Annotated in this window: 25 protein-coding genes; 13 read left to right on the top strand and 12 right to left on the bottom strand. The window is 69.1% G+C overall.

All coding sequences use genetic code 11. The annotated features are described in order from the left end of the window. Window positions 1–741, top strand: a complete 741-nt coding sequence (locus ABFO07_RS05220; protein WP_059879806.1) for an SDR family NAD(P)-dependent oxidoreductase — start codon at window positions 1–3, stop codon at window positions 739–741. Window positions 742–755: 14 nt separating this feature from the next. Here the strand turns inward: ABFO07_RS05220 and ABFO07_RS05215 are convergent, their stop codons facing one another. Further along, window positions 756–1,730 (bottom strand): LysR family transcriptional regulator, encoded by a 975-nt coding sequence (locus ABFO07_RS05215; protein WP_059879808.1) that lies wholly within the window; start codon window positions 1,728–1,730, stop codon window positions 756–758. A gap of 145 nt (window positions 1,731–1,875) precedes the next feature. Next, window positions 1,876–2,895 carry a GlxA family transcriptional regulator gene (locus tag ABFO07_RS05210; RefSeq protein WP_124490259.1) on the bottom strand — a complete coding sequence of 340 codons (1,020 nt, stop codon included), beginning with the start codon at window positions 2,893–2,895 and terminating at the stop codon, window positions 1,876–1,878. Window positions 2,896–3,021: 126 nt separating this feature from the next. Between ABFO07_RS05210 and ABFO07_RS05205 the strand changes: the two genes are divergently transcribed. The 3 genes from ABFO07_RS05205 to ABFO07_RS05195 all read left to right on the top strand — a co-directional run bounded on the left by ABFO07_RS05205 (window position 3,022) and on the right by ABFO07_RS05195 (window position 4,455). After that, complete coding sequence (locus ABFO07_RS05205; RefSeq protein WP_059923413.1) at window positions 3,022–3,705, top strand: DJ-1/PfpI family protein; 684 nt, start codon at window positions 3,022–3,024, stop codon at window positions 3,703–3,705. A 72-nt stretch (window positions 3,706–3,777) separates the two neighbouring features. Next, window positions 3,778–4,089 (top strand): cupin domain-containing protein, encoded by a 312-nt coding sequence (locus tag ABFO07_RS05200; protein WP_059566060.1) that lies wholly within the window; start codon window positions 3,778–3,780, stop codon window positions 4,087–4,089. Window positions 4,090–4,179: 90 nt separating this feature from the next. Further along, window positions 4,180–4,455: a hypothetical protein gene (locus ABFO07_RS05195; protein ID WP_059879816.1), complete on the top strand. Its 276-nt coding sequence runs from the start codon at window positions 4,180–4,182 to the stop codon at window positions 4,453–4,455. Between the two features lie 81 nt (window positions 4,456–4,536). Here ABFO07_RS05195 and ABFO07_RS05190 read toward each other — a convergent pair whose 3' ends face one another. The 3 genes from ABFO07_RS05190 to ABFO07_RS05180 form a co-directional block, all read right to left on the bottom strand. Then, complete coding sequence (locus ABFO07_RS05190) at window positions 4,537–4,821, bottom strand: PAAR domain-containing protein (RefSeq protein ID WP_059879820.1); 285 nt, start codon at window positions 4,819–4,821, stop codon at window positions 4,537–4,539. Window positions 4,822–4,958: 137 nt separating this feature from the next. Then, window positions 4,959–5,345 (bottom strand): MAPEG family protein, encoded by a 387-nt coding sequence (locus ABFO07_RS05185; protein WP_059958592.1) that lies wholly within the window; start codon window positions 5,343–5,345, stop codon window positions 4,959–4,961. Between the two features lie 197 nt (window positions 5,346–5,542). After that, complete coding sequence (locus tag ABFO07_RS05180; RefSeq protein ID WP_059879823.1) at window positions 5,543–6,862, bottom strand: dicarboxylate/amino acid:cation symporter; 1,320 nt, start codon at window positions 6,860–6,862, stop codon at window positions 5,543–5,545. 424 nt (window positions 6,863–7,286) lie between these two features. Between ABFO07_RS05180 and ABFO07_RS05175 the strand changes: the two genes are divergently transcribed. Then, window positions 7,287–10,373, top strand: coding sequence for a transglycosylase domain-containing protein (locus ABFO07_RS05175; RefSeq protein ID WP_347468486.1), 3,087 nt, complete (start codon window positions 7,287–7,289; stop codon window positions 10,371–10,373). Between the two features lie 9 nt (window positions 10,374–10,382). On the opposite strand, the gene ABFO07_RS05170 is transcribed toward ABFO07_RS05175, so the two are convergent. Further along, window positions 10,383–10,730 (bottom strand): GFA family protein, encoded by a 348-nt coding sequence (locus ABFO07_RS05170; RefSeq protein ID WP_059566065.1) that lies wholly within the window; start codon window positions 10,728–10,730, stop codon window positions 10,383–10,385. A gap of 125 nt (window positions 10,731–10,855) precedes the next feature. On the opposite strand from ABFO07_RS05170, the gene ABFO07_RS05165 reads away from it, so the two are divergent. Further along, complete coding sequence (locus ABFO07_RS05165) at window positions 10,856–11,101, top strand: DUF1272 domain-containing protein (RefSeq protein ID WP_059879832.1); 246 nt, start codon at window positions 10,856–10,858, stop codon at window positions 11,099–11,101. A gap of 50 nt (window positions 11,102–11,151) precedes the next feature. Here the strand turns inward: ABFO07_RS05165 and ABFO07_RS05160 are convergent, their stop codons facing one another. Next, entirely contained in the window at window positions 11,152–11,820 is a 669-nt protein-coding gene (locus ABFO07_RS05160; RefSeq protein WP_347468642.1) for a FadR/GntR family transcriptional regulator, read from the bottom strand. 147 nt (window positions 11,821–11,967) lie between these two features. Here ABFO07_RS05160 and dgoD point away from each other — a divergent pair, with 147 nt between their 5' ends. After that, window positions 11,968–13,116 carry a galactonate dehydratase gene (dgoD, locus tag ABFO07_RS05155; RefSeq protein WP_060149659.1) on the top strand — a complete coding sequence of 383 codons (1,149 nt, stop codon included), beginning with the start codon at window positions 11,968–11,970 and terminating at the stop codon, window positions 13,114–13,116. A gap of 49 nt (window positions 13,117–13,165) precedes the next feature. Here dgoD and ABFO07_RS05150 read toward each other — a convergent pair whose 3' ends face one another. Further along, the gene (locus tag ABFO07_RS05150) at window positions 13,166–14,098 is read right to left on the bottom strand and encodes a CopD family protein (protein WP_347468483.1); all 933 of its coding nucleotides are present in this window, start codon (window positions 14,096–14,098) and stop codon (window positions 13,166–13,168) included. Window positions 14,099–14,483: 385 nt separating this feature from the next. Between ABFO07_RS05150 and ABFO07_RS05145 the strand changes: the two genes are divergently transcribed. From ABFO07_RS05145 to ABFO07_RS05135, 3 genes are all read left to right on the top strand, one after another. Beyond that, window positions 14,484–15,248, top strand: coding sequence for a c-type cytochrome (locus ABFO07_RS05145; RefSeq protein ID WP_059802179.1), 765 nt, complete (start codon window positions 14,484–14,486; stop codon window positions 15,246–15,248). A 19-nt stretch (window positions 15,249–15,267) separates the two neighbouring features. Further along, on the top strand, window positions 15,268–16,566 hold the full coding sequence (locus ABFO07_RS05140) for a c-type cytochrome (RefSeq protein ID WP_059566071.1): 1,299 nt from the start codon (window positions 15,268–15,270) through the stop codon (window positions 16,564–16,566). A gap of 130 nt (window positions 16,567–16,696) precedes the next feature. Beyond that, window positions 16,697–18,160 carry a DEAD/DEAH box helicase gene (locus ABFO07_RS05135; protein ID WP_060014571.1) on the top strand — a complete coding sequence of 488 codons (1,464 nt, stop codon included), beginning with the start codon at window positions 16,697–16,699 and terminating at the stop codon, window positions 18,158–18,160. Here ABFO07_RS05135 and ABFO07_RS05130 read toward each other — a convergent pair. From ABFO07_RS05130 to ABFO07_RS05120, 3 genes are all read right to left on the bottom strand, one after another. Continuing rightward, window positions 18,154–18,660 (bottom strand): hypothetical protein, encoded by a 507-nt coding sequence (locus ABFO07_RS05130; RefSeq protein WP_059879845.1) that lies wholly within the window; start codon window positions 18,658–18,660, stop codon window positions 18,154–18,156. The genes ABFO07_RS05135 and ABFO07_RS05130 overlap by 7 nt on opposite strands. Before the next feature lie 69 nt (window positions 18,661–18,729). Beyond that, the gene (locus ABFO07_RS05125) at window positions 18,730–19,557 is read right to left on the bottom strand and encodes a ferritin-like domain-containing protein (RefSeq protein ID WP_059566074.1); all 828 of its coding nucleotides are present in this window, start codon (window positions 19,555–19,557) and stop codon (window positions 18,730–18,732) included. Window positions 19,558–19,861: 304 nt separating this feature from the next. Further along, window positions 19,862–21,502, bottom strand: a complete 1,641-nt coding sequence (locus ABFO07_RS05120; RefSeq protein WP_347468480.1) for a gamma-glutamyltransferase family protein — start codon at window positions 21,500–21,502, stop codon at window positions 19,862–19,864. A 216-nt stretch (window positions 21,503–21,718) separates the two neighbouring features. Here ABFO07_RS05120 and ABFO07_RS05115 point away from each other — a divergent pair, with 216 nt between their 5' ends. Together ABFO07_RS05115 and ABFO07_RS05110 are read left to right on the top strand one after the other, a co-directional pair. Beyond that, window positions 21,719–22,498, top strand: coding sequence for a DeoR/GlpR family DNA-binding transcription regulator (locus tag ABFO07_RS05115; protein WP_017334115.1), 780 nt, complete (start codon window positions 21,719–21,721; stop codon window positions 22,496–22,498). Between the two features lie 304 nt (window positions 22,499–22,802). Further along, complete coding sequence (locus tag ABFO07_RS05110) at window positions 22,803–23,000, top strand: phage tail assembly chaperone (protein ID WP_026045169.1); 198 nt, start codon at window positions 22,803–22,805, stop codon at window positions 22,998–23,000. A 65-nt stretch (window positions 23,001–23,065) separates the two neighbouring features. On the opposite strand, the gene ABFO07_RS05105 is transcribed toward ABFO07_RS05110, so the two are convergent. Beyond that, window positions 23,066–23,419, bottom strand: a complete 354-nt coding sequence (locus ABFO07_RS05105) for a hypothetical protein (RefSeq protein ID WP_059566076.1) — start codon at window positions 23,417–23,419, stop codon at window positions 23,066–23,068. A 375-nt stretch (window positions 23,420–23,794) separates the two neighbouring features. Between ABFO07_RS05105 and glpD the strand changes: the two genes are divergently transcribed. Then, the gene (glpD, locus tag ABFO07_RS05100) at window positions 23,795–25,318 is read left to right on the top strand and encodes a glycerol-3-phosphate dehydrogenase (protein ID WP_059879851.1); all 1,524 of its coding nucleotides are present in this window, start codon (window positions 23,795–23,797) and stop codon (window positions 25,316–25,318) included. The last annotated feature ends 45 nt before the right edge of the window (window positions 25,319–25,363 follow it).

Raw genomic sequence — 25,363 nt, 5'->3', positions numbered from 1 at the left:
ATGAGCAATCGAGTCTGCCTGATCACCGGCGTCGGCAGCGCCACGGGCGCGTCGATCGCGCGACGCTTCGCCCGCGACGGCTATCGCGTCGCGATGCTGGCGCGCAACCTCACGCGCCTGCAGGATTTCGAGCGGGAGATTCCCGGCAGCCGCGCGTTCGCGTGCGACGTCGCGGATCTCGACGCGCTGGCGACGACGATCGACGCGGTACGCGCCGAACTCGGCAAGCCGTCGGTCGTCGTGCACAACGCGGTGTCCGCAACCTTCGCGACGTTTCTCGACGCCGATCCGGCGCGGCTCGAGCGCAATTTCCGCGTGAATACGACCGCGCTGCTGCACCTCGCGCGCGCATGCGCGCCCGACATGATCGCGGCCGGCCACGGCGCGATCGTCGTGACCGGCAACACCGCGTCGTTGCGCGGCAAGCCGAACTACGCGCTGTTCGCGCCGACCAAGGCCGCGCAGCGCATCCTCGCCGAAGCGCTCGCGCGCGATCTCGGCCCGAAGCGCGTGCACGTCGGCTACGTGATGATCGACGCGGCGATCGACACGCCGTGGCTCGGCGAGGACGGCCGCGACCGGCCGACCTGGGTCGAACCGCCGGCCGACTGGCCGTTCGCGCGCGACGCGTATTTCGCGCACCCCGACGCGATCGCCGACGAAGTGTTCCACGTCGCGCACCAGCATCCGTCCGCGTGGTCTTTCGACTACCTGATACGCCCGTTCGCCGAGAAGTGGTAGCGCGCCCCGCGCCGCTACGCCGCCACCGGCCCGCGCGCCGGCTCGCCCGCGCGGGCCCCCAGCCGCCCGCGCCAATCTTCCCCGCCCTCCAGCGCCGGCGTCGACTCGAACAGCTCCGCGATCCAGTCGGCGAACACGCGCACCTTCGCGGACAGGTGCCGGTTGTGCGGGTAGACGATCGAGATCGGCTTCGGTTTCGGGTTGCAGCCGGGCAGCACCTCCAGCAGCGACCCGTCGAGCAGGTTCGGCAGCACCATGAACAGCGTCGGCTGGATCATCCCGAAACCTTCGACGCCGCAGGTCACGTAGGCATCCGAATCGTTGACCGTGACGCTCGCGCTCATCCTGACCTCGACTGGCTTGCCGTCGATCACGAACACCCACGGTATCGGCCGCGCGCCGTGGCTCGCGCGGAAATTCACCGCGACGTGCTCGGCGAGATCGGCGATCTCGTGCGGATCGCCGTGTCGCTTCAGGTAATCGGGCGAAGCGCAGGTCACGCGCTTGAGCATCCCGATCCGCCGCGCGACCATCGACGAATCCTCGAGCGGCCCGACGCGGATCATGCAGTCGATGCCCTCCTCGATCGGATCCACCGGCCGGTCGGACAGCCCGAGATCGAGCGTGATCTCCGGATAGCGCTGCCGGAACGCCGACAGCGCGGGAATCACGATCCGCCGCCCGAGCGAACCCGGCATGTGGACGCGCAGCACGCCGCTCGGCTTGCGGTTGCCCGTCTGGAAACTCGCATCGGTTTCCGCGATCTCGGCGATGATCTTCACGCAATGTTCGTAGTACGCGGCGCCTTCGGGCGTCAGCGACAGCCGGCGCGTGGTCCGGTGCATCAGCCGCACGCCGAGCAGCGCCTCGAGATTCTGGATGATCGTCGTCACCGATGCGCGCGGCATCGACAGCGTATCCGCCGCACGCGTGAAGCTGTTCGCGTCGACCACGCGGGTGAAGACTTCCATTGCCTGGATACGGTCCATGCTGCCCCCTTCGATTCGCCAGCGGAACAGGACAGCATAGAGCCCGTGGAAGGGGCGGCACAAGCCCCGCCCCATTGTTCGCGATTGCAGAATAGTTGAATGTTTCGGACTGGGAATCGGCGCCGATTCGCGCAGGTCGCGCCGCTCACCCGGCGAACCGTTCCCGATATGCCTGCGGCGTGACGCCCAGCACGCGCACGAAGCCGCGCCGCAACGTTTCCTCGGAGCCGAATCCGCAGCGCTCGGCGATCCGCTTGAGCGGCCACGACGTGTCGCCGAGCAGCCGCTGCGCGGTCTCGATGCGGATCTGCTCGACGGCGCGCGCGGGCGTGCGCCCGGTTTCCGCGCGGTAGTGGCGCACGAAGCTGCGCTCGCTCATCCGCGCGCGCTCGGCGAGCACGGGCACGGACAGGTCGCCGCCCAGGTGCTCGGCGATCCATGCGTGCAGTTCGCCGAAGCGGTCCCCGTAGCGGTTCCCGAAGCGGTTCCCGAAGCGATCGCCGACGCGCTCCGCGCTGCGCTGCATCGACAGCGTCGCGCTGAATTGCGCCTGCCCGCCCGGGCGCTTCAGGAACACGACCAGCTCGCGCGCGACATCGAGCGCGATCGCGCGCCCGAGATCCTCCTCGACGAGCGCGAGCGCGAGATCGATGCCGGCCGTCACGCCCGCCGAGGTCCACAGCGCGCCCTCGCGGATGAAGATCGGATCGGCTTCGACGCGGATGCGCGGGTAGCGCGCCGCCAGCTCGTCGCAGCGGGTCCAGTGCGTGACCGCGCGGCGGCCGTCGAGCAGGCCCGCCTCGGCCAGCAGGAAGGCGCCCGTGCAGACCGACGCGACCCGCCGCGCGCGTTCGGCCTGCCGGCGGACCCAGCGGACCAGCCGCGGGTCGCGCGACGCCGCGTGCACGCCCTGGCCGCCGGCGACGATCACCGTGTCGGCGGGCCGCCCGCCCGCGCGCAGCGCATCGGCCATCACGACGAGGCCCGCCGACGTGGCAACCGGCCCCGCTTCCGCGGCCACGACGCGCGGCGCATACGGCGCGGGCTGCCCGCGCTCGTTCGCGAGTTCGTTGACGGACGCGAACACCTGCAGCGGCCCGGCCACGTCGAGCAGTTGCGCGCCGGGAAACGCCAGCACGAGGATCGAACGCGGAGCGGTGGACATGGCGATTGGCGGAAAACGTGGGAGAGATGGCAATTTCGCCAAACACTACCCGCCTAGAATCGATCTGTCCAATCTGTCCTTCGCGCACCGCCCGCGGCGCGCCACTCGATCCTTCGGAGGGTTCACATGGCTCTGCAAATCGGCTTTCTCGTGTTTCCGGGCGTTCAGCAGCTCGACCTCACCGGCCCGCACGACGTGCTCGCGTCGCTGCCGGACGCTGTGGTTCACCTGGTGTGGAAGAGCCGCGAGCCGGTCGCGTCGAGCAGCGATCTCGCGCTGACGCCGACCCGCACGTTCGCCGATTGCCCGCCGCTCGACGTAATCTGCATTCCGGGCGGCATCGGCATCAACGCGCTGCTGACCGATGCGGAGACGGTCGCGTTCGTCCGGCAGCGCGCGGCGGCGGCCCGCTACGTCACGTCGGTGTGCACCGGCGCGCTGCTGCTCGGCGCGGCGGGGCTGCTGCGCGGGCGCCGCGCGACCACGCACTGGGCGTTCCATGAACTGCTCGAGCCGCTGGGCGCGGTGCCCGTGCGCGAGCGCGTCGTGCGCGACGGCAACCTGATCACGGGCGGCGGCGTGACCGCCGGCATCGACTTCGCGCTGACGATCGCCGCGGAACTGGCCGGCGACGACGAAGCGCAGGCGATCCAGCTGGAGCTCGAGTACGCGCCGGCGCCGCCGTTCGACGCCGGTTCGCCCGATACCGCGCCGGCCGCGGTCGTGCAGCGGGTGCGCGAGCGCTCGGCGGCCGTGCTCGCCCGGCGCCGGCAGGCGGTCGAGCAGGCCGTCGCCGCGATGCCGCGCTAGCCTGACGCTGCCGCCGCCGGCGCCCGATCGCGCGCCGGCGAACCGCCGCCATCCTTTCATCGAGCCCTGACCATGAACGTCTTCCGCAGCGCCGCATTCACGGCCGAGCGCGCCTGGGGCGCGCTCGACATCGCCAGCCTGAACGGCATCACGGTCCGCCTGCACTGGACCGACCAGCCCTATCGATGGCACGTCAACGACGGCGACGAGGTGTTCGCCGTGCTCGACGGCCGCGTCGAGATGCGTTACCGCGAAGCCGGCGTCGAACGGTCCGTCCTGCTCGCGGCCGGCGACGTGCTGCACGCGCCGGCCGGCACCGAGCACGTCGCGCACCCGCTCGGCGAGGCGCGCATTCTCGTCGTCGAAACCGAGGGGAGCGTCTAGTGCGGCCGCACGGCATCGCCCGAAATCGGGCCGATGCCGATCGCGCGATCTTGATAGACTTGCGCGCACACGCTCATACGGGATCCACGAATGAATCTCTACACCAAGGAAGGCAAACCGCTGCAGGTCGGCGGCCAGATCGTATTCAGCCGGACGGGGCGGGTGGTCGGACGCATCCGCGGCAGCAAGGTGTTCGGCCGCGACGGCCGCTACGTCGGCACGATCGCCGGCGATCGTCTCGTCTACCGCTCGACCGACAGCATCGCGGTGGGCGCGCCGTTCGCCGCGGCCAACCGGGCCAGCGTCGCGAGGCCGCACCGCGTCGCGTCGGTGGTCTGGGGCAGCGAGCCCGCGATCCCGGCCTGACGCGCCGCGCCGGCACGCGACAAATGAAGCGGCCCGCGCCAATGGCGCGGGCCGCTCTTTTTTATGCCGGCGTATGCGCGCCTAGCCGGAAATCGTCCCGGTTGCCTGCGACGGAATCAGCTTCGGCATCGGCTGGCACAGACACTGGCACAGGTCATGCTCGAGCGCGACGACCTTGCCCATCACGGTCATCGTGCGCTCGCCGCCGTCGGACACGATCACGCCCGGCGTCTTGCACGCGGCGCAGAACACGGGCGCGCCGAGATAGGCCAGCGGCCGGCCGTCGAACGACGATTCGGCGATGCCGTCGAGCACCACGCCGCCATGATCGGTGGTGTCGCCTTTCAGAATGAATTTGCGGGTCATGTTGTCGGATCTTCCCTCGGGGATGCCGCGATCCGCGGCCGCGCGGCCGCCGTCGGGCGTTCTCGGTATCCGCCCGTCGGTCGCGGGCGTGGCGTGAGCATATCACCGCCGCGGCGCCCGGCACCGGCGCCCCGCCGTCACACGAACAACGCGATGCTGAGCGCCGCGCCGCACAGGTACGTGCCGAGCGCGCCGACGAAGCGCGCGGGATTCGGCCTCGACATCGTCCGCCACGCGAGCAGGCCGGCCACGAGCAGGCACCGGCAGGCGGTCGCGGCGACGATCAGCGACAACACCGCGCCCGACGGCTCGTGCGCGCCGTGGTAGAGAAACAGCACCGCAAGGAACGGCGCATATTCGGCGGTGTTGCCGTGCGCGCGCACCAGCTTGCGGAGCGGATTCGTCGGATCCTCCGCGCAGCCCGAGCCGATGGTGGTGCGAAAGCGGCCGACGGAGACGGCCAGCCCGAGCCCGAACAGCAGGAGACCGAGAACCGCGGTGCAGGCGAGCGCGATGGAATTCATGTGCATGGGGACACCGGACAGGAGTGGAAACGGATTGCGATTGTCGCGGATCGTACCCTCGTCCGGCCGCTTCGGCCAGTTGACGCCCCCACCGACAACGCCCGCCCGGGCGGTTTGCGTCCGCCCAAAACGAAACGGCCGGCCGCCCGCGCCGAAGCGGACGTGCCGGCCGTGGCCCGGCGCGCCGGGCATGCGCGTTACACGCGCTCGACCACCGCGCCCGGTTTGACCTGAGCGCCTTCCGCGGTCGCGCCTTGCGCGCCCGCTGCGTCGACGCCGTCGTTCTCCGCGCCGAGCTGCCCTTCCCACTTCGCGATCACGGCGGCGGCGATCGAGTTGCCGACCGCGTTGGTCGCCGAGCGGCCCATGTCGAGGAACGTGTCGACGCCCATGATCAGCAGCAGCCCCGCTTCCGGCAGGTTGAACTGGTTGAGCGTCGCGGCGATCACGACGAGCGACGCGCGCGGCACGCCGGCCATCCCCTTCGAGGTCAGCATCAGCAGCAGCAGCATCGTCAGCTGCGTGCCGAGCGGCAGGTGGATGCCGTACGCCTGCGTGATGAACAGCACGGCGAACGTGCAGTACATCATCGAGCCGTCGAGGTTGAACGAATAGCCCATCGGCAGCACGAAGCTCGAGATCTTGCGGTTCACGCCGAACCGGTCGAGCGCGTCGAGCAGCTTCGGATACGCGGCTTCCGAGCTGGCGGTGGCGAACGACAGCAGGAACGGCTCGCGGATCAGGCGGATCAGCGAGAACGTGCGCTTGCCGAGGAACACGAGGCCCGCGAGCGTCAGCATGCCCCACAGCAGCGCGAGCGCGAGGTAGAAGCTGCCCATGAACTTGGCGAACGTCAGCAGGATGCCGAGGCCCTGCGTGGTGATCGTCGACGCGAGCGCCGCGAACACCGCGATCGGCGCGAACCACATCACCGCGCCGGTGACCTTCAGCATCACCTGCGCGAGATCCTCGATCACGCCGGTCAGGCGCCGGCCCTTCTCGCCGAGCGCGGACAGCGCGGTGCCGAAGAAGATCGAGAACACGACGATCTGCAGGATCTCGTTGTTCGACATCGCCTCGCCGATCGACTTCGGCACCAGGTGCGTGACGAAGTCCTTCAGCGTGAACGCGCCCGTCTTCAGGTTGGTGGCCGCGTCCGAGGCCGGCAGCGGCAGGCTCAGGTGGCTGCCCGGCTGCAGCAGCGTCGCGGTCACCAGGCCGAACAGCAGCGACACGAACGACGCGATGACGAACCAGCCGAGCGCCTTCACGCCGACCCGGCCGACCGCGTTGGTGTCGCCCATGTGGGCGATGCCGACGGTCAGCGTCGCGAACACGAGCGGCGCGATGATCATCTTGATCAGGCGCAGGAAAATATCGGACAGCAGCGACACGTAGCCGGCAATCTCCTTCGTGACCTTGGGGTCGGGAAACGCGCTGTGACAGCCGTAGCCGACCGCGATGCCGAGGATCATCGCGATCACGATGTAGGAGGTGATGTTGCGTTTCTTTTGCATAACGAATCCCGTTGCCCGGGCAAGCTTTAAGGATGTCTGAAAGGCGGGCGCGCGATGGCGTCCTGGGCGGGTCCGGGCGCCCCGCGGCGCGCATCATAACAGACCCTATCAGGCCCCATTTTGACGCGGCGCGAACCGGACAAATACGGGCGCAGGGTAGTCAACCAAATTCGCCGCCCCAACACCCATGCGCATTTCGAATACCGCCGGCCGAAAACGCGCATGGCGGGTACGGAACCTGCCTGACGTGTGCCACGGCGGTGCGGCGCCGCACCGATCCGGCCCGCTCACTCCGCCGCCCGCGGGAATGCGCGTTGCGAGCACGCATCTCTGTGTGGAACCGTCCTTGGCAGCAGGCCGTGGACGACTAAACTGGTTCTTAATGGGGTGCGGCCGGAGCCTGCCCCCACAGGGAGACGCCGCTATGAATCGGCCGCTGAATCGAATCCTGCCGCGGGTGACCGGCATTGCGTCGGTCTGGACGTGGATCAAATGGTCGCTGCTGGCCACGGTGCTGATCGCGGTCGCGATCGTCGCCCGGCTGGTGCAGGTCGAAATCGAGACCTCGCGGCTGCAGGCCCGCTACCTGTCCGACCTGACCCGCGACGTCGGCTATGCGGTCGAAGCCGGCGCGAGCGACCACGTGCGGTTCCCGGCCAACGGCCCGTACGACGAACGGCTCGGCTACGCGATGATCCCGGGGTTCCAGGCGCGGCTGCTCGCGCGCGGCTTCGTCGTCAGCAAGCAGGTGCGCGATTCCGAGCGGATGCTCGCGCTCGCCGATCGCGGCCTGTTTCTTCCGTACGACGAAAAGGACCAGACCGGGCTGATGCTGTTCGATTCGACGGGCGCCCCGCTGTTCGCGACCACCTTCCCGCAGCGCGTCTATCGCGACTTCGACGCGGTGCCGCGCGTGGTCGTCGATGCGCTGCTGTTCATCGAGGATCGCTACCTGCTCGACCCGAGCCAGCCGAACCGCAACCCGGCGATCGACTGGGGGCGCTTCGGCCGCGCGATCGTCGACCAGGGCCTGCACGTCGTCAACCGTCATCAGGCGCGGCCGGGCGGCAGCACGCTCGCGACGCAGATCGAGAAATTCCGCCACTCGCCCGGCGGCCGCACCGCGACGCCGCCCGAGAAGCTGCGGCAGATCGCGTCGGCGTCGGTGCGCGCATACCTGAACGGCCCGCAGACGATGGCCGCGCGCCGCACGATCGTCGTGCACTACCTGAACTCGGTGCCGCTCGCGGCGCGGCCGCACATCGGCGAGATCACCGGCATCGGCGACGGGCTCGCCGCGTGGTACGGGCGCGACTTCAACGACGTGAACCGGATCCTCGCCGCGCCCGCCACGGCCGAGAACCTCGATGCGCAGGGCGAGGCGTTCCGCCAGGTGCTGTCGCTGATGATCGCGCAGCGCGCGCCGTCGTATTTCCTGAACGGCGGCTACCCGACGCTGCAGCGGCTGACCGACAGCTACCTGCGGCTGCTCGCCGCCGGCGGCGTGATCACGCCCGCGCTGCGCGACGCCGCGCTCGCCGCGCAGATCGACCGCGCAAAGCCGCCCGCTGCGGCGCACGTGCAGTCGTTCATTTCGCGCAAGGCGATCACGTCGGCGCGCGCGTCGCTGCTCTCGGCGCTCGGCCTCGACGATCTTTACCAGCTCGACCAGCTCGACCTGCAGGCGACCAGCACGCTCGACAACGGCGTGCAGCAGGCGGTCGCCGAGCGGCTCGCGAAGGCGGCCACCCGCGACGGCGCGCAGGCCGCGGGCCTGTACGGCTACGAGATGCTCGCGCCGAAGGACGATCCGTCGCACCTCACGTACAGCTTCACGCTGTACGAGCGGCGCAACGGCGCGAACGTGCTGCGCGTGCAGACCGACAGCGTGAACCAGCCGTTCGACGTCAACCGCGGCGGGCGCATCAACCTCGGCTCGACCGCGAAGCTGCGCACGCTGATCACGTACCTGCAGATCGTCTCCGACCTGCACGCGCGCTACGGCGCGCTGTCGAACGCAGCGCTTGCGCGCGTGCGGCCCGACCCGCTCGACAACCTGTCGCGCTGGGCGCTCGACTATCTGTCGCACACGCGCGACCGCTCGCTGCAGGCGATGCTCGACGCGGCCGTCGAGCGCAAGTATTCGGCGAGCCCCGACGTGTTCTACACGGGCGGCGGCGCGCAGGTGTTCAGCAACTTCGAGAAATCGGACAACCACCGGATCCTGACGCTGCACCAGGCGTTCGAGCATTCGGTGAACCTCGTGTTCGTGCGGCTGATGCGCGACATCGTCCACTACGAGATGATCCGCACGTCCGGGCCGTCGACGTCGTGGCTCGGCGATCCGGAACAGCGCCGGCAATACCTGCAGCAGTTCGTCGACGGCGAGAGCCAGGTCTACGTGAAGCGCTTCTACACGCGCTACGCGGGCAAGCCCGCGGACAGCGCGCTCGCGCTGATGCTGAAGGACGTGCGCAAGTCGCCGCCGAAGCTCGCGACCGTGCTGCGCAGCGTCGCACCGAACGAATCGCTCGCGTGGTTCAGCGCGCAGATGCGCGCGCAGCTGAAGGGCACGCCGGCCGCGACGATCGACGACGAAGATCTCGCCGCGCTCTACGCGAAATACGCGATCGACCGCTTCAACCTGAACGACCGCGGCTATATCGCGAGCGTGCATCCGCTCGCGCTGTGGACGCTCAACTACCTGCGCGCGCATCCGGACGCGAAGCTCGCCGACGTGCAGCGCGACAGCCGCGACGCGCGCTTCTACACGTACTCGTGGCTGTACAAGACGCGCTACCACGGCACGCAGGACCGGCGCATCCGCCGCATGGTCGAGGTGCGCGCGTACGCGGCGATCAGCAAGTCGTGGCGCGAGCTCGGCTATCCGTTCGCCGAAGTCACGCCGTCGTACGCGGCGGCGATCGGCGCGTCGGGCGACCAGCCGGACGCGCTCGCGAAGCTGATCGGGCTGATCGCGAACGGCGGCGCGAAGGCGCCGACCGAGACGATCTCGCGGCTCGACTTCGCGAAAGGCACGCCGTACGAGACGCATTTCGTGCGCGCGGCGGCGCAGCCGCAGCCGACGCTGTCGCCTGAAATCGTCGACGTCGTGCACGAACTGCTGCGCGACGTCGTGCAGAGCGGCACCGCGCGGCGCCTCGCGGGCGGCATGACGCTGCCGAGCGGCAAGACGCTCGAGGTGATCGGCAAGACCGGCACCGGCGACCAGCGCTTCAACGTCTATGCGCGCGGCGCGCGGCTGATCGAGTCGCGCAAGGTGAACCGCAGCGGCACGTTCGTGTTCATGCTCGGCGACCGCTTCTTCGGCGTGCTGACGGCGACCGCGCACGAGCCGTACGCGGCGCGCTACGACTTCACGAGCGCGATGGCGGTGCAGTTGCTGAAATCGATGGCGCCGGCGCTCGCGCCGCTGATCGAGCGGCCGGCCGCGAGCGGCCCGCAGGCCGAGGCGCCCGCGCCGCCGCAGGGGCGCGCGCAGGCGTCGTGAGCGCGCCGCTCAGTGCGAGCGGCCGTCGTAATGCGTGACCGGCAAGGTGTCGACGTCGACGTCGTCGAGGCAGCGCACGTTGATCGCCGCCATCCGGTTGCCCTTCGGATCGGTGCCCTCGCCGAACGTGTGGATCCCGCAGCGCTTGCAGAAGCGATGCTGGATCACGTGCTTGTTGAACGTGTAGGTCGCGAGGTTCTCTTCCGGCGTCAGCAGGTACAGGCTCGTGCGCGGCACGAACCACATCAGCGCGGCCTTGCGCCGGCAGATCGAGCAATTGCACGCCATCACGCCCGTCAAGTCGCCGTCCACCTCGAACTGCACGTCGCCGCAATGGCAGCTGCCTCGGTAAAGCATGGTCGTCTCCTGTCTGGCCCGCTCGAATCGGCGGCCATTGGTCAAGTCGCGGTGATGCGCTTACAGTAGCGTGCCGCCGGCGCCCCCGCAACGTCCGGCGCCCACCGACGATCGAGGAGACCGACATGCTTGAACTTCGCCCCGGCTGCGAATGCTGCGACAGGGACTTGCCGCCCGATTCCGCCGACGCGCGGATCTGCACGTTTGAGTGCACGTTTTGCGCCAGCTGCACCGACACGGTCCTGAAAGGACAATGCCCGAACTGCGGCGGCGAACTGGTCGCGCGGCCGCGCCGCCCGGCGAGCCTGCTCGCGAAATATCCGGCGTCGACGCAGCGGGTTCTCAAGCCCAACGGCTGCGCGGCCGCCTGAGCGGCGCTATCCCGGCCTCGACGCGGCGCGCCCCGCCCCGCGTCATCCCATCACGTCGACTCGATGCGCGCGCGGGTGACCGCGAGCAGCGCCGCCATCGCGCGGCGCGCGCCTTGCGCGTCGCGCGCGCGGATCGCATCGCACACGGCCAGATGCTCGGCGAGCGACGCGTTGTACACGTCGGCGCGGCGCGCATTCAGCCGCAGCTGCGCCTCGAGCGTGCGGTCGATCAGCGCGCCGAGCGGCACCAGCAGCTCGTTGCCGCCCGCCTCCAGCACGCTCAGGTGAAACTGCAGGTCGGCGCGCACCCATTCGTCGACGTTGCGCGCGTCGGCCATCGCGCGCGCGGCCGCGTCGACCGCTTCGAACGTGTCGAGCCCGTGCGCGCGCGCGGCGAGCGCGGCCGCATGCGGCTCGACCATCTCGCGCATCTCCTGCAGCTTCAGCGCGAACGCGAGCGGCGGCGCGACGCGCGCGTACCAGTCGAGCAGGTCCGCATCGAGCAGGTTCCACGCTCGGCGCGGCCGCACCCGCGTGCCGACCTTCGGCCGCGATTCGACGAGCCCCTTCGAGGTCAGCGTGCGCAGCGCCTCGCGCAGCACCGTGCGGCTCACGCCGAACATCTCCATCAGCTCGGGCTCCCTCGGCAGCAGCGATTCCGGCGGGTAGTCGCCGCGCAGGATCGCCGTCGCGAGCCGGAATGCCGTCTGTCCATGCAGGTCGTGTTGAATGGTCGTTCTCCCGGAATGCGAACAGCCCGGCCCAAGGCCGGGCTGCCCACTATCTGCGCAATAGTGCTATTAATACTATTTTTCGATCGTATCCGCTAGGATAGCCGCAAAGTCCCTCCCCTGGAGACCCGCGTCATGAAGATCACCCGCCTCGAAACCTTCGTCGTCCCGCCGCGCTGGCTGTTCCTGAAGATCGAGACCGACGAGGGCATCGTCGGCTGGGGCGAGCCGGTGGTCGAAGGCCGCGCGCACACGGTCGAAGCGGCCGTGCACGAACTCGCCGACTACCTGGTCGGCAAGGATCCGCTGCTGATCGAGGATCACTGGCAGGTGATGTACCGCGCGGGCTTCTACCGCGGCGGGCCGATCATGATGAGCGCGATCGCGGGCGTCGACCAGGCGCTGTGGGACATCAAGGGCAAGCATCACGGCGTGCCCGTGCATGCGCTGCTCGGCGGCCAGGTGCGCGACCGCATCAAGGTCTATTCGTGGATCGGCGGCGACCGGCCGAGCGACGTCGCGAACAACGCGCGCGCGGTCGTCGAACGCGGCTTCAAGGCGGTGAAGATGAACGGCTCCGAGGAGCTGCAGATCGTCGACACCTACGACAAGGTCGAGCAGGTGATCGCGAACGTCGCGGCCGTGCGCGACGCGGTCGGGCCGCACGTCGGCATCGGCGTCGACTTCCACGGCCGCGTGCACAAGCCGATGGCGAAGGTGCTCGCGAAGGAGCTCGACCCGTACCGGCTGATGTTCATCGAGGAGCCCGTGCTGTCGGAGAACGCCGAGGCGCTGCGCGACATCGTCAACCAGACCGACACGCCGATCGCACTCGGCGAGCGGCTCTACTCGCGCTGGGATTTCAAGCACATCCTCGCGGGCGGCTACGTCGACATCATCCAGCCCGACGCGTCGCATGCGGGCGGCATCACCGAGTGCCGCAAGATCGCGACGCTCGCGGAATGCTACGACGTCGCGCTCGCGCTGCACTGCCCGCTCGGCCCGATCGCGCTCGCCGCGTGCCTGCAGCTCGACGCGGTCAGCTACAACGCATTCATCCAGGAACAGAGCCTCGGGATCCACTACAACCAGGGCAACGACCTGCTCGACTACCTGCGCAACCCCGAGGTGTTCCGCTACGACGGCGGCTTCGTGACGATCCCGCAGGGCCCGGGGCTCGGCATCGACGTGAACGAGGAGAAGGTGCGCGAGATGGCGAAGACCGGCCACCGCTGGCGCAACCCGGTGTGGCGCCACGCGGACGGCAGCGTCGCCGAATGGTGATGGCGGGCGCGGCGCCGCGCGGGCGCCGCGGCGTTCGATAACGCCGGCGTCAGCCGAGCGCCGCGAAGCCCGGCACGCTGGCGGCCAGCACCGCGGCCGCGACGAACACGCCGAGCATCGTCAGCCCTTCGAGATGCAGGACGTTACGGAACGTGTGCGCGTCCTCGGTCGACGCGGTGCGGCGCAGGCGCGGCAGCGCGGAGAAGCGGTTCAGCCCGCCGAGCACCAGCGCAAGCGCAATCAGCAGCGCCTTCAGCAGCAGCACGCGGCCCCACGCGCTGCCGTCGAGCGGCGCGAGCGAGCCGCCGAGCCCGCGCAGCGCGTTGAGCGCGCCGGTGCCGAGCACGAACACCACCGCGACGATCGACGTGCGCGACAGTTGCTGCCCGATGCGGATCAGCGCGCCGCGCGCGACCGACGAGCCGAGCGCCGGCAGCACCGCGAGCCCACCCGCGAGCACGAGCCCGCCCCACACCGCGGTGACGAGCAGGTGCAGCGTCTGCACGGCGGCAGCCGCCGAGAACAGGCCTGTGTCGGCCACGTGGCCGAGCAGCGCCTTGCCGGCCGCGATCACGATCACCGCGAGCCACAGCACCGCATACGCGAGCGGGCCGTCCGGCCGCAGCAGCGCGGCGACGGCCAGCACGAGCGCGCCGCCGAACGCGACACTCCACGCGAAGCCCGCGTGAGTTTGCGCGAGCACCGTCGGAATCGCGCCGAAGGCGCCGCCGAGCCCCGCGCCGCTCATCGCCGCCGCTTCATAGACGAGCCAGCCGAGATCCGCGAGCACCAGCACCGCGGCCGCCGCCGCGAGCGAATGCTGCGCGCGCAGCCAGGCCAGATGCGACGGCGCGATGACGGGCCGCGCGCCGTCCTTCGCGAGCCAGCCCTTGAGCAGCGCCGAACCCACCGCCATCGCGAAGGCGGCGTCCATCAGCGCGGCGAGCGCGACCTGCCCGATCCACAAGCTGTCGACTCTCATCGCGCACGCCCTCCGTTGCGGCCGCAACGGGACGGCATGCCGGCGGCGCGGCGGCGGGATGGACAACGGGAGGCGGGCAACGGCACGGTAGAAAACGTCATCGATGAATCCGGAAACAGGGGGGAACGACACGATCTGCGGCGGAGGCGGCGCCGCGCGACCCGCGAGTGTACGGTCTTCGATGGCCAAAACGCACGCCGGTTCACACCGGGACCACACGACGCGCGTCAAATTGTCGCAAGTCGCAAACAGACAGGAATCGATGACTATTAGCCAAATAGCCGTCATTACCCATCGATGATAGAATGCCGCGTCGCAGCAGCCCGGCTGCCCCTGCCTTCATGCCGAGCCGGTCGTAGCCCGGACAGGTCCCCGACGAATAATCATGGAGTCTCGTGTGTCTTCAAGACGCCTCTTCCGTCCGCTGCTCGCCGTTCTGTTGATCGGCGGAGCGGGCCTTATGAGCGCTGCCCAAGCGCAGACCAAGCCCACGGAGCAAGCCCAGGCCCATCAGGCGCCGCTCAAGGCGCCCGATACCATGGCCGAGCGCGTGCGCGGCTGCACGGCCTGCCATGGCGTCCATGGCCAGGGCACGGACAACGATTACTTCCCGCGTCTTGCCGGCAAGCCGGCCGAGTACCTGTACAACCAGCTCGTCAACTTCCGTGACGGCCGGCGCAAGTACCCGCCGATGAACTATCTGCTGACGTACCTGAACGACGACTACCTGCGCGAGATCGCCGAGCACTTCTCGGCCGAACGCCCGCCGTACCCGGCGCCGGCGAAGCCGAGCCTGCCGGCCGCGACGCTCGCGCGCGGCAAGCAGCTTGCGACGCAGGGCGATCCGTCGCGCAAGCTGCCGGCCTGCGTGGCCTGCCACGGCGCGACGCTCACCGGCATGCAGCCGGCGATCCCGGGCCTCGTCGGCCTGCACGCCGACTACCTGAGCGCGCAGCTCGGCGCATGGCGCTCGGGCAACCGCCACGCGAAGGCGCCGGATTGCATGCACGACATCGCCGCCAAGCTTTCCGACGAAGACGTGACCGCCGTGACGGCATGGCTCGCCGCCCAACCGGCGCCCGCCAACCCCGTGCCGGCCCCGGCCCGCGCGATGAAGACTCCGCTTGCCTGCGGCAGCGAACCGCAATAAGGCTAGGGAGACAGACACAATGAAACGCAAGTCCCTGTTTGCACTCTCGGCTGTCGCGATCGTCGCGGCAGCGGCCCTCGTGCCGGTCCTGTGGCCCGGCAACGACACGCTGCACGGCGCCGCCGCCGTCGCGGCCACGCCGGCCGACCAGGCCGCGCTGATCAAGAAGGGCGAATACCTCGCGCGCGTCGGCGACTGTATCGCGTGCCACACCGTGCGCGGCGGCAAGTCGTTCGCGGGCGGCCTGCCGATGGCGACGCCGTTCGGCACGATGTACACCCCGAACATCACGCCGGACGACCAGAACGGCATCGGCAAGTGGACGTCGGACGACTTCTACCGCGCGATGCACACGGGCCGCTCGAAGGACGGCAGCCTGCTGTACCCGGGCTTCCCGTTCGCGAGCTACACGAAGGTCACGCGCGCGGATTCCGATGCGATCTACGCGTACCTGCGCTCGGTCGCGCCGGTGTCGGTGCCGAGCCGTCCGCATGAACTGAAGTTCCCGTTCAACAACCGCAACCTGCTGATCGGCTGGCGCACGCTGTTCTTCAAGGAAGGCGAATACAAGCCGGATCCGACCAAGTCGGTCGAATGGAACCGCGGCGCGTATCTCGTCGAAGGCCTCGGCCACTGCTCGATGTGCCACACGTCGATCAACATGATGGGCGGCCCGGTGAACTCGTCGGCATTCGCCGGCGGCCTGATCCCGCTGCAGAACTGGTACGCGCCGTCGCTGACGAACGACAAGGAACTCGGCCTCGGCGACTGGCACGTGCAGGAGCTGTCCGACCTGCTGCAGGCCGGCGTGTCGCAGAAGGGCGCGGTGTTCGGCCCGATGGCGGACGTGGTTCACAACAGCCTGCAGTACATGAGCGACGAAGATACGCGCGCGATGTCGACGTACCTGAAGTCGATCCCGCAGAAGGCTGAAGCGCCGAAGAACATGCAGTACGAGCCGTCGAAGCAGTTCGGCAACGTGCTGCTCGAGCAAGGCAAGAAGATCTACGCGGACAACTGCGCGACCTGCCACGCCGAAAACGGCCAGGGCAAGCCGCCGGCCTATCCGCCGCTCGCGCAGAACCACTCGATCATGATGGAATCGGCCGTGAACCCGATCCGCATGGTGCTGAATGGCGGCTATCCGCCGAGCACGTTCAAGAATCCGCGTCCGTACGGGATGCCGCCGTTCGCACAGTCGCTGTCGAACCAGGAGGTTGCGGCAGTCGTCTCGTACATCCGGATGTCGTGGGGCAACAACGGTTCGCCGATCTCGCCGCAACAGGTGAGCGACCTGCGTTCCGCACCGCTCGACTAAACGACGCGTAACGCAAACGGGGCGCGGCTGCGGGAAACCGCGGCCGCGCCCTTTTGTCTTTTTGCGACGCCATTCCCCGCGCAGGCCGCGCGAGGCGTCGCCGACCATAACACCCAAGAGCCGTATCTATATGTCTTTCGAATCCCTCGGCCTGGCCGAACCGCTCGTCAAGGCGGTCAATGAGCTGGGCTATACGTCCCCCACCCCGATCCAGTCGCAGGCGATCCCCGCCGTGCTCGGCGGCGGCGACCTGCTCGCCGGCGCGCAAACCGGCACCGGCAAGACCGCCGGCTTCACGCTGCCGATCCTGCAGCGCCTGCACACCTTCTACGCGGAACACCACAACGCGAAGCGCGCGGTGCGCGCGCTGATCCTCACGCCGACGCGCGAACTCGCCGCCCAGGTCGAGGAAAGCGTGCGGGCGTACAGCAAGTACCTGAAGCTGCGCTCGACCGTGATGTTCGGCGGCGTCAGCATCAATCCGCAGATCGATGCGCTCCGGCGCGGCGTCGACATCGTCGTCGCGACGCCGGGCCGCCTGCTCGATCACATGCAGCAGAAGACGATCGACCTGTCGAATCTCGACATCCTCGTGCTCGACGAAGCCGACCGGATGCTCGACATGGGCTTCATCCACGACATCAAGCGCGTGCTCGCGAAGCTGCCGCCGCGCCGCCAGAACCTGCTGTTCTCCGCGACCTTCTCCGACGAGATCAAGGCGCTCGCCGACAGCCTGCTCGATTCGCCGGCGCTGATCGAGGTCGCGCGCCGCAACACGACCGCCGAATCCGTCGCGCAGAAGATCCACCCGGTCGACCGCGATCGCAAGCGCGAGCTGCTCACGCACCTGATCCGCGAACACAACTGGTTCCAGGTGCTGGTCTTCACGCGCACCAAGCACGGCGCGAACCGGCTCGCGGAGCAGTTGACCAAGGACGGCATCAGCGCGATGGCGATCCACGGCAACAAGAGCCAGTCGGCGCGCACGCGTGCGCTGTCGGAGTTCAAGAACAACACGCTGCAGGTGCTCGTCGCGACCGACATCGCCGCGCGCGGCATCGACATCGACCAGCTGCCGCACGTCGTCAACTTCGACCTGCCGAACGTGCCGGAAGACTACGTGCACCGGATCGGCCGCACCGGCCGCGCGGGCGCGACGGGCGAAGCGGTGTCGCTGGTGTGCGTCGACGAGAAGCAGTTGCTGCGCGACATCGAGCGGCTGATCAAGCGCGAGATTCCGCAGGAAGTGATCGCGGGCTTCGAGCCCGATCCGAACGCGAAGCCGGAGCCGATCCAGCAGCGCCGCGGCCAGCAGCCGCGCGGCGGTAATGGTGGCAATGGCGGCGGCGGTGGCGGCAATCGCGCGCCGCGCGGCGGCGCGTCAGGCCAGCCGGCCGCGAAACGCGACGGCGCCGCGCAACCGAAGGCCGCCACGGCGAAGGCCTCGAAGCCGCGCAATTCCGGCAATTCGGGCAACGGCGGCAACAGCGGCCGCCCGGGCAACGGCGGCGGCAATGCGGCCCGCCCCGCCAGCGGCAACGCCGCGCACGCGAACCGCAACCGTTCGTCGCGCAGCGGCCAGCGCGGTCACTGAAGCCGCGCGGCCGCGCGCCGCAGGTGCTCGACCTGGCGCTGCCAGCGCTCGAGCACCGCGGTGCGCGCCCCTTCCAGCGCAAACGTGACGCCCGTCGCGAGACGCGCATAGCCGACCCGCTGCGCATCGCCGTGCGCGATCGTCGCAGCGAATCCGGCCAGCCCGCCGAACGCCCCTTCGAGCGGCGCGACCTTCAATTGCGCCTGCAGGAACGCGCCGTCGTCGACCAGCGTCAACGCGGCGGTGCGCCGCTGCGCGAGCGCGCGTGCCGCACGCGAGCTCGGCCACAGCGCGAGCAGCAGCACGCGCGCATCGCGCGCATAGATTTCGCCGACGCTGAGCAGCGTCGTGCGCAGCTGGCCGTCGTCGGTCGCGACGATCAGCTGCGCCGCGACGTCGGCCTTGCGGTCGAGCGCGGTGCCGTCGAACAGCGACACGACGGACGGCGGCCACGCGTCGAACGTCCATTGCTCGAGCGCGTGGCGATGCGAATCGGTCATGATGGGGCGGCCTCGTCGAATGGCGGATGATGGCGCAGCATACCCGCGACCGGCCGGCCCGTGGCGGGATCAGCGGAAGAACACGTGCTGCGTGAGCTTCGTGAGCGGATAGTGGATGCCCGGCTGGATCTTCGCGGGCAGGTCGAGCGGCTTGAGCAGCATCTTGATGCACATGTCGGCCGACAGGTTGCGCCGCACGAGCGAACTGATGCGCGCGACCCGCGCACGGCTGTATTCGCTGTCGCCGATGCGGTCCGGATAGCGGATCGCGAACACGTGTCGCAGCGCGATCTCCGAATCCTCGTTCTTGATTTCCATCACGCGGCGCATCAGCGCGCCGAGCACGGCGAGCCGGCCATTGCCTTCGAGCCGGTTGTACTTCTTGAAATATTTGAAGAAGTGCTTGTAGTGGCGCACTTCGTCCGTGCGGATGTTGTCGGTGATTTCCTTCAGCACGGGCTCGTCCGAGCACTCGTTGATCGCGCGATAGAGCGTGGCCGTGCCTGTCTCTACGACGCAGCGCGCGACCATCTCGAGCGCGCGGGTTTTCTCGAACGCATCGATCGAGCAGGTCTTCGAATACTCGTCGAAGAAGTTCGCGAACGCGGTATCCCAGTCGAACTCGGGCCACACGTGCGCGATATACGCCTTCAGCGCGCGGCCGTGCTGCAATTCTTCGTGCTCCCATGCATTGTTGAGCCACGCGGATACTTCCGGATCGTCGTTGAAGAACTCGCTCAGGTTGCTCGTGTAGAGATCCGAACCGCTCTCGATGAACGACGCCGCGCACAGCAGCAGCAGCAAATCCTCGTTCGCCGCGGCGCGCTGACGATCGATCCGGTTCAGGTCGATGTCCTCGATTCGCCACGGCATGACATGCGTCGTTTCAGTGTGCATGGTGTTGCGCTCCCAGTCGCCCCATCCGGCGACCGACCCACGCCCGCGGCGTGGGCGCCGGCCTTTTCGAATGCGGCGTGATGCTTGACGTTATTAGGAATGGGTCCGGCCGAACCATGCAGGCATCTTAGCCGGACTTCGATGATCGTGCTTCAGAGCACTGACCATGCCCGGACGGCGCAGTTCCGCGCCGTTCATTGCCGTTCGTTAGACAAGTCCTTCGAACACGTCTCGCGCGAACGCAACGGGCGGCCGCCTGGCCGCCCGTTCGTCATGCCCGCTGGAAGCGAACCGTCAGAAACCGTCAGAAGCTGGCCGCCAGCCCGTCGCGCCGGCTGTCGCTCGCGGCCACATAGCCGCGCTCGGGATCGTCGCGGTCGAGCCGCCACACGAACTGGCCCGAGCCGAAATCCATGTAAGGATCGTCGATCGACTGGATCGTATGGCCGCGCGCGGCGAGCGCGTCGACCGTCGCGCGCGCCATCGTCGATTCGACGTCGAGCGTGAAATCGCGGTTGACCTTCCAGCGTGGCGCGTCGCACGCGGCCTGCGGCTGCTGGCCGTAGCCGAGCATCCGCACGACGGTCTGCAGATGGCCCTGCGGCTGCATGTCGCCGCCCATCACGCCGAAGCTCATCACCGCATGGGTGCGCCCGTCGACCTCCTCGGTCACGAACGCCGGAATGATCGTGTGGAACGGCCGCTTGCCGCCCGCGACGACGTTCGGCGACGCAGGGTCCATCGAGAAACCGTGCCCGCGGTTCTGCAGCGCGATCCCCGCGCCGGGCACGACGAGCCCCGAGCCGAAGCCCATGTAGTTGGACTGAATGAAGCTCACCATCATCCCGCGCTCGTCGGCCGCCGACAGGTAGATCGTGCCGCCCGACGGCGGCCGGCCGTGGCCGAAGTGCGTCGCGCGCGCCGGGTCGATGCGCTTCGCGCGCTCGGCGAGGTAGGCATCGTCGAGCATCTGCGCGGGTGTGACCTCCATCGCGCGCGGGTCGGCGACATAGCGGTAGACGTCGGCGAACGCGAGCTTCATCGCCTCGATCTGCAGGTGCTGCGACTCCGGCGAATCGACCGGCCACTCGGCGGCGCCCGCCTGCTCGGCGATGCCGAGCGCGATCAGCGCGGCGATGCCCTGCCCGTTCGGCGGGATCTCGTGAATCGTGCAGCCGCGATAGCGCTTGCCGATCGGCTCGACCCATTCCGGACGATACGCGCGCAGGTCGGCTTCGGTCAGCGCGCCGCCGCCGTCGCGCGCGAACGCCGCGATGCGCTCGGCGAGCGCGCCCTCGTAGAACGCGCGCGCGCCGTCCTTTGCGAGCGTGCGAAGCGTGCGCGCATGGCCGGGCAGGCACACGCGCTCGCCCACCTCGGGCGCGCGGCCGCGCGGCATGAAGGTGTCGGCGAAGCCCGGCAGCGCGTGCAGCTCGGGCACGGCGGCCGCCCACTTGTGCGCGACGATCGGCGGCACCGCATAGCCGCGCTCGGCGATCTCGATCGCCGGCTCGAGCAGGTCGGCGAACGGCAGCGAGCCGAACTTCGCGTGCAGCGCCTCCCAGCCCGCGACCACGCCCGGCACCGTGACCGTGTCCCAGCCGCGCGTCGGCTTGCGCGCGCGGCCGTGCGCGTCCTCGCCGTGGCGGCGGCGGAAGTAGTCGACGTTCCACGCGGCCGGCGCGACGCCCGACGCGTTCAGCCCGTGCAGCGTGCCGCCATCCCATACGAGCGCGAATGCGTCGCCGCCGAGCCCGCACGACACCGGCTCGACCACCGTGATCGCCGCCGCGGCCGCGAGCGCCGCGTCCACCGCGTTGCCGCCCTTCCACAGCATCCGCAGGCCCGCCTGCGCGGCGAGCGGGTGCGACGTCGACACCACGTTGCGGGCGAACACCGGGATGCGCGTGGTCGGATACGGGTTGTGCCAGTTGAAGCCAGTCATCGGTTCCACCTCGTCGGAAGCTGAAGGGGCGCGGGCGAGCGCGCGGGCAATCCGCCATTGCAGCGCGAGCGGCGCGATCCGGCAAATTCATTTGTCACATGAATCCATGCATGCCGCGCATGAATGCGCCGGCGACACGCCGGCCGGCGGCGTCCGGCATGCCGGCCGAACGCCCTTACAATACCCGCTCCGTCTTCACGACTTCGCCACCGAGCCATGACCCGAGACCCCCGCCTCACCCTCAACGCGCGCCAGCAGGAATTGCTCGAATGGGTGCAGCGCGACGGCTTCGTGACCGTCGACGATCTCGCCGCGCATTTCGCGGTGACGCCGCAGACGATCCGCCGCGACGTCAACTGGCTGGCCGACCTCAACCTGCTGCGCCGCTACCACGGCGGCGCGAGCCTGCCGACGAGCTCGGAGAACGTGTCGTACACCGCGCGCCAGCGGATGTTCCACGACGAGAAGCGGCGCATCGCGGCGCTCGCCGCGTCGCACATCCCCGACCAGGCGTCGCTGTTCATCAACCTCGGCACGACCACCGAGGAGGTCGCGCGCGCGCTGAACCGCCATCACGGGCTGCACGTGATCACCAACAACCTGAACGTCGCGTCGATGATGAGCGGCTACCCCGACTGCGAGGTGCTGATCACGGGCGGCATCGTGCGGCCGTGGGACAAGGGGATCGTCGGCGAGCTCGCGATCGACTTCATCCGCCAGTTCAAGGTCGACTACGCGATCATCGGCACGTCGGCGATCGAAACCGACGGCACGCTGCGCGACTTCGACACCCGCGAGGTGCGGGTCGCCGAGGCGATCATGCAGCATGCGCGCACCGTCTACCTCGTCGCCGACCACTCGAAGGTCGGCCGGCCGGCGCTGGTGCGCCAGGGCCACCTGAGCCAGGTGCATGCGCTGTTCACCGACAAGCCGCTGCCGCCGGAGATGGCGGAGACGGTCGCCGCCGCCGGCACCCAGGTGTACGTCGCCGAATGACGGCGGCGATGCTGCACCGCACCTGAAACTTCAAGTGAAATCAAGAAGTTGGCGCGGCAACCGAACCGCTCGCGGCACATTCTTCTGTCAAACGGAAAATTAACGGGGCGCGATTTGGCGTTGCCGAATCGCTCGACTAGACTCCAGTTCCCCGGCCCGTTCGCTCGTTCCCGCCTGTGCCCAGGCGCGTGCGAATCGCATGGCCGGCGAATGCAGCTTTTCCCCCCAAGCCATACCCCGCCGGGTATCGCGCGTCGGCCGCGGGGCCGGATGCGCGGGCAGTCCGAATGCCATGGAGAGAACGATGCTGAGTCCGCATGAATTCGCCACGCTATTGCTTGTGAAGGATGCTCCCGATCAGGCCAACATGGATCGCGATGAGCTCGACGCCCTGCTCGAGCAGCAACTCGTCCGCCTCGAAGGGCTCGGATCGGGACGCAAATACTGCGTGACCGAGACGGGTGACGCGGCGCTGCGTTCCATCAAAGTCCGCTATTCCTGACCTGACCGCGCGCGCCGGCCCGCCGGCCGCGCTGTTCCCCTCCCGCCTGCCGCCACCCGCGACGCTCAGCCGCCGCGCAGCGTCGGATCGACCGCCGCGCGCCAGCTGATGGCCTTCGCGCGCGCGTCGTTCAGATACGCGACCCAGCCGGCCCGCGCCGGCGCATCCGGCGCCGCGTAGCGCGCCGAAAGTTCGTTTACGAACGCGCAATAGTTCGCTTCCGACACCCCGCGATACCGCTTCGCCACATACGCGTCGTACAGCGCCGAATAGACCGGCTGCGCGTCCGCACCCCAGTCGCGCGCGGCGCCGCCGCATGAAGTCTGCAGCGTCGCGAACGACGGCCCCCGCCAGCTGCCGTCGAGCGGCGGCGTGCCGACGCAGCCCGCCAGCAGCACGGCGAACGCGCCGGCCCACATCCCTAGGGTCTGTTTGCATATGGAACGCACATGCGATTTCGGGCATTCCCCTGGAATGGCTTTTTTAAAGTTTGGGGTTGCCACGAGAACGGCCGCTCGCCGCGTTGCGCTCCTCGCGAATACGTCCAGTATTCGCGGCGTCGCGCGCCTCGCGAGCGGCCGTTCTCGTGGCAACGCATGTGCTTTCCATATGTAAACAGACCCTGGTCGCATGATTCACCTCGAAAAACGGTCGATTCGCCCAGTATCGTCCCGGATCGCGGAATGCGCCACCCGCCCCTCTTTATCGAACTTTACTTTTTCGAATTCGTTCGTTAAATTTCGAATCCGAACATTTTGTGTTCGTCAATTTCCATCAGACGATAAGGACAGCAGGTGACCCAACCGAATCGCTACGATCTGCTCGTCGTCGGCGGCGGCATCAACGGCGCGGGCATTGCGCGCGATGCGGCCGGCCGCGGCCTGTCGGTCCTGCTCTGCGAGCAGGACGATCTCGCGTCGCACACGTCGTCGGCCAGCACGAAGCTGATTCACGGCGGCCTGCGCTATCTCGAGTACAAGGAATTCGGGCTCGTGCGCAAGGCGCTGCAGGAGCGCGAGACGCTGCTGCGCGCGGCGCCGCACATCATGTGGCCGCTGCGCTTCGTGATGCCGCACATGCCGAACCTGCGTCCGGCCTGGCTGATCCGCATCGGCCTGTTCCTCTACGATCACCTTGCGAAGCGCGAGCTGCTGCCCGGCTCGCGCGGCATCGACATGCGCCGCCATCCGGCCGGCGCGCCGCTGATCGATTCGATCAAGCGCGGCTTCGTGTATTCCGACGGCTGGGTCGACGATGCGCGCCTCGTCGTGCTGAACGCGCTCGACGCGAAGGAGCGCGGCGCCGAGATCCTCACGCGCACCAAGCTGGTGTCCGCCGAGCGGCGCGGCGACGAATGGGAAGCGCGGCTGCAGCACGCGGACGGCTCGATCCATGTCGTGCATGCCCGCGCGATCGCGAACGCGGCCGGCCCGTGGGTCGGCGACGTGCTGCACGGCGCGCTCGGCCGCGGCGCGCAGCACAGCGTGCGCCTCGTGAAGGGCAGCCACATCATCACGCGCCGCCTGTTCGATCATGATCACGCGTACATCTTCCAGAACCCGGACAAGCGGATCATCTTCGCGATTCCGTACGAGCGCGACTTCACGCTGATCGGCACGACCGACGTCGAATACACGAGCGATCCGGCCAAGGTCGCGATCGACGGCAACGAGACGCAGTACCTGTGCGACTCGATCAACCGCTACTTCAAGCGCAAGATCGCGCCGGCCGACGTGCACTGGACCTATTCGGGCGTGCGCCCGCTGCTCGAGGACGAGAACGCGGCGAACGCATCGGCCGTCACGCGCGACTACCGCCTCGAGCTGGACGACGGCGCGGGCGCGCCGCTGCTGTCGGTGTTCGGCGGCAAGATCACGACGTTCCGCAAGCTCGCGGAAGAAGCCGGCGACATGCTGTGCCGCGCGCTCGGCCGCGACGCCGCGCCGTGGACGGCCGGCGCGCCGCTGCCGGGCGGCGACATCGCCGATGCGAAGTTCGACGTGTTCGCCGGGCAGTTCGCGAAGCGTCACCCGTGGCTGCCCGCCGCGCTCGCACGCCGCCTGGCGCGCGCGTACGGCACGCGCGCCGAGCGCGTGGTCGGCGGCGCGAAGTCGCTCGCCGAGCTCGGCGCGGAAATCGCGCCCGGCATCCACGAAGCCGAACTGCGCTACCTGCGCGACGTCGAATGGGCGACCCGCGCGCAGGACGTGCTGTGGCGCCGCTCGAAGCTCGGCCTGCACGTCGCGCCGGGCACGCTCGACACGGTGACGGCCGCGCTCGACGCGTGGTTCGCCGCCGCGCAAGTGCATCACGCCTGACCGATTCACGACTCACCCAGACGCGCCGCCTTCGTGCGGCGCGCA

The sequence above is a fragment of the Burkholderia stagnalis genome (assembly GCF_039848545.1).
GTDB lineage: Bacteria > Pseudomonadota > Gammaproteobacteria > Burkholderiales > Burkholderiaceae > Burkholderia > Burkholderia stagnalis.
This window is presented reverse-complemented; position numbering and strand designations above follow the sequence as displayed.

Bases quoted from the DNA above. Each gene is read 5' to 3' on its own strand.
- ABFO07_RS05220 (WP_059879806.1), top strand. From the start codon at position 1: ATGAGCAATCGAGTCTGCCTGATCACCGGCGTCGGCAGCGCCACGGGC.
- ABFO07_RS05215 (WP_059879808.1), bottom strand. From the start codon at position 1,730: ATGGACCGTATCCAGGCAATGGAAGTCTTCACCCGCGTGGTCGACGCG.
- ABFO07_RS05210 (WP_124490259.1), bottom strand. From the start codon at position 2,895: ATGTCCACCGCTCCGCGTTCGATCCTCGTGCTGGCGTTTCCCGGCGCG.
- ABFO07_RS05205 (WP_059923413.1), top strand. From the start codon at position 3,022: ATGGCTCTGCAAATCGGCTTTCTCGTGTTTCCGGGCGTTCAGCAGCTC.
- ABFO07_RS05200 (WP_059566060.1), top strand. From the start codon at position 3,778: ATGAACGTCTTCCGCAGCGCCGCATTCACGGCCGAGCGCGCCTGGGGC.
- ABFO07_RS05195 (WP_059879816.1), top strand. From the start codon at position 4,180: ATGAATCTCTACACCAAGGAAGGCAAACCGCTGCAGGTCGGCGGCCAG.
- ABFO07_RS05190 (WP_059879820.1), bottom strand. From the start codon at position 4,821: ATGACCCGCAAATTCATTCTGAAAGGCGACACCACCGATCATGGCGGC.
- ABFO07_RS05185 (WP_059958592.1), bottom strand. From the start codon at position 5,345: ATGAATTCCATCGCGCTCGCCTGCACCGCGGTTCTCGGTCTCCTGCTG.
- ABFO07_RS05180 (WP_059879823.1), bottom strand. From the start codon at position 6,862: ATGCAAAAGAAACGCAACATCACCTCCTACATCGTGATCGCGATGATC.
- ABFO07_RS05175 (WP_347468486.1), top strand. From the start codon at position 7,287: ATGAATCGGCCGCTGAATCGAATCCTGCCGCGGGTGACCGGCATTGCG.
- ABFO07_RS05170 (WP_059566065.1), bottom strand. From the start codon at position 10,730: ATGCTTTACCGAGGCAGCTGCCATTGCGGCGACGTGCAGTTCGAGGTG.
- ABFO07_RS05165 (WP_059879832.1), top strand. From the start codon at position 10,856: ATGCTTGAACTTCGCCCCGGCTGCGAATGCTGCGACAGGGACTTGCCG.
- dgoD (WP_060149659.1), top strand. From the start codon at position 11,968: ATGAAGATCACCCGCCTCGAAACCTTCGTCGTCCCGCCGCGCTGGCTG.
- ABFO07_RS05150 (WP_347468483.1), bottom strand. From the start codon at position 14,098: ATGAGAGTCGACAGCTTGTGGATCGGGCAGGTCGCGCTCGCCGCGCTG.
- ABFO07_RS05145 (WP_059802179.1), top strand. From the start codon at position 14,484: ATGGAGTCTCGTGTGTCTTCAAGACGCCTCTTCCGTCCGCTGCTCGCC.
- ABFO07_RS05140 (WP_059566071.1), top strand. From the start codon at position 15,268: ATGAAACGCAAGTCCCTGTTTGCACTCTCGGCTGTCGCGATCGTCGCG.
- ABFO07_RS05135 (WP_060014571.1), top strand. From the start codon at position 16,697: ATGTCTTTCGAATCCCTCGGCCTGGCCGAACCGCTCGTCAAGGCGGTC.
- ABFO07_RS05130 (WP_059879845.1), bottom strand. From the start codon at position 18,660: ATGACCGATTCGCATCGCCACGCGCTCGAGCAATGGACGTTCGACGCG.
- ABFO07_RS05125 (WP_059566074.1), bottom strand. From the start codon at position 19,557: ATGCACACTGAAACGACGCATGTCATGCCGTGGCGAATCGAGGACATC.
- ABFO07_RS05120 (WP_347468480.1), bottom strand. From the start codon at position 21,502: ATGACTGGCTTCAACTGGCACAACCCGTATCCGACCACGCGCATCCCG.
- ABFO07_RS05115 (WP_017334115.1), top strand. From the start codon at position 21,719: ATGACCCGAGACCCCCGCCTCACCCTCAACGCGCGCCAGCAGGAATTG.
- ABFO07_RS05110 (WP_026045169.1), top strand. From the start codon at position 22,803: ATGCTGAGTCCGCATGAATTCGCCACGCTATTGCTTGTGAAGGATGCT.
- ABFO07_RS05105 (WP_059566076.1), bottom strand. From the start codon at position 23,419: ATGTGGGCCGGCGCGTTCGCCGTGCTGCTGGCGGGCTGCGTCGGCACG.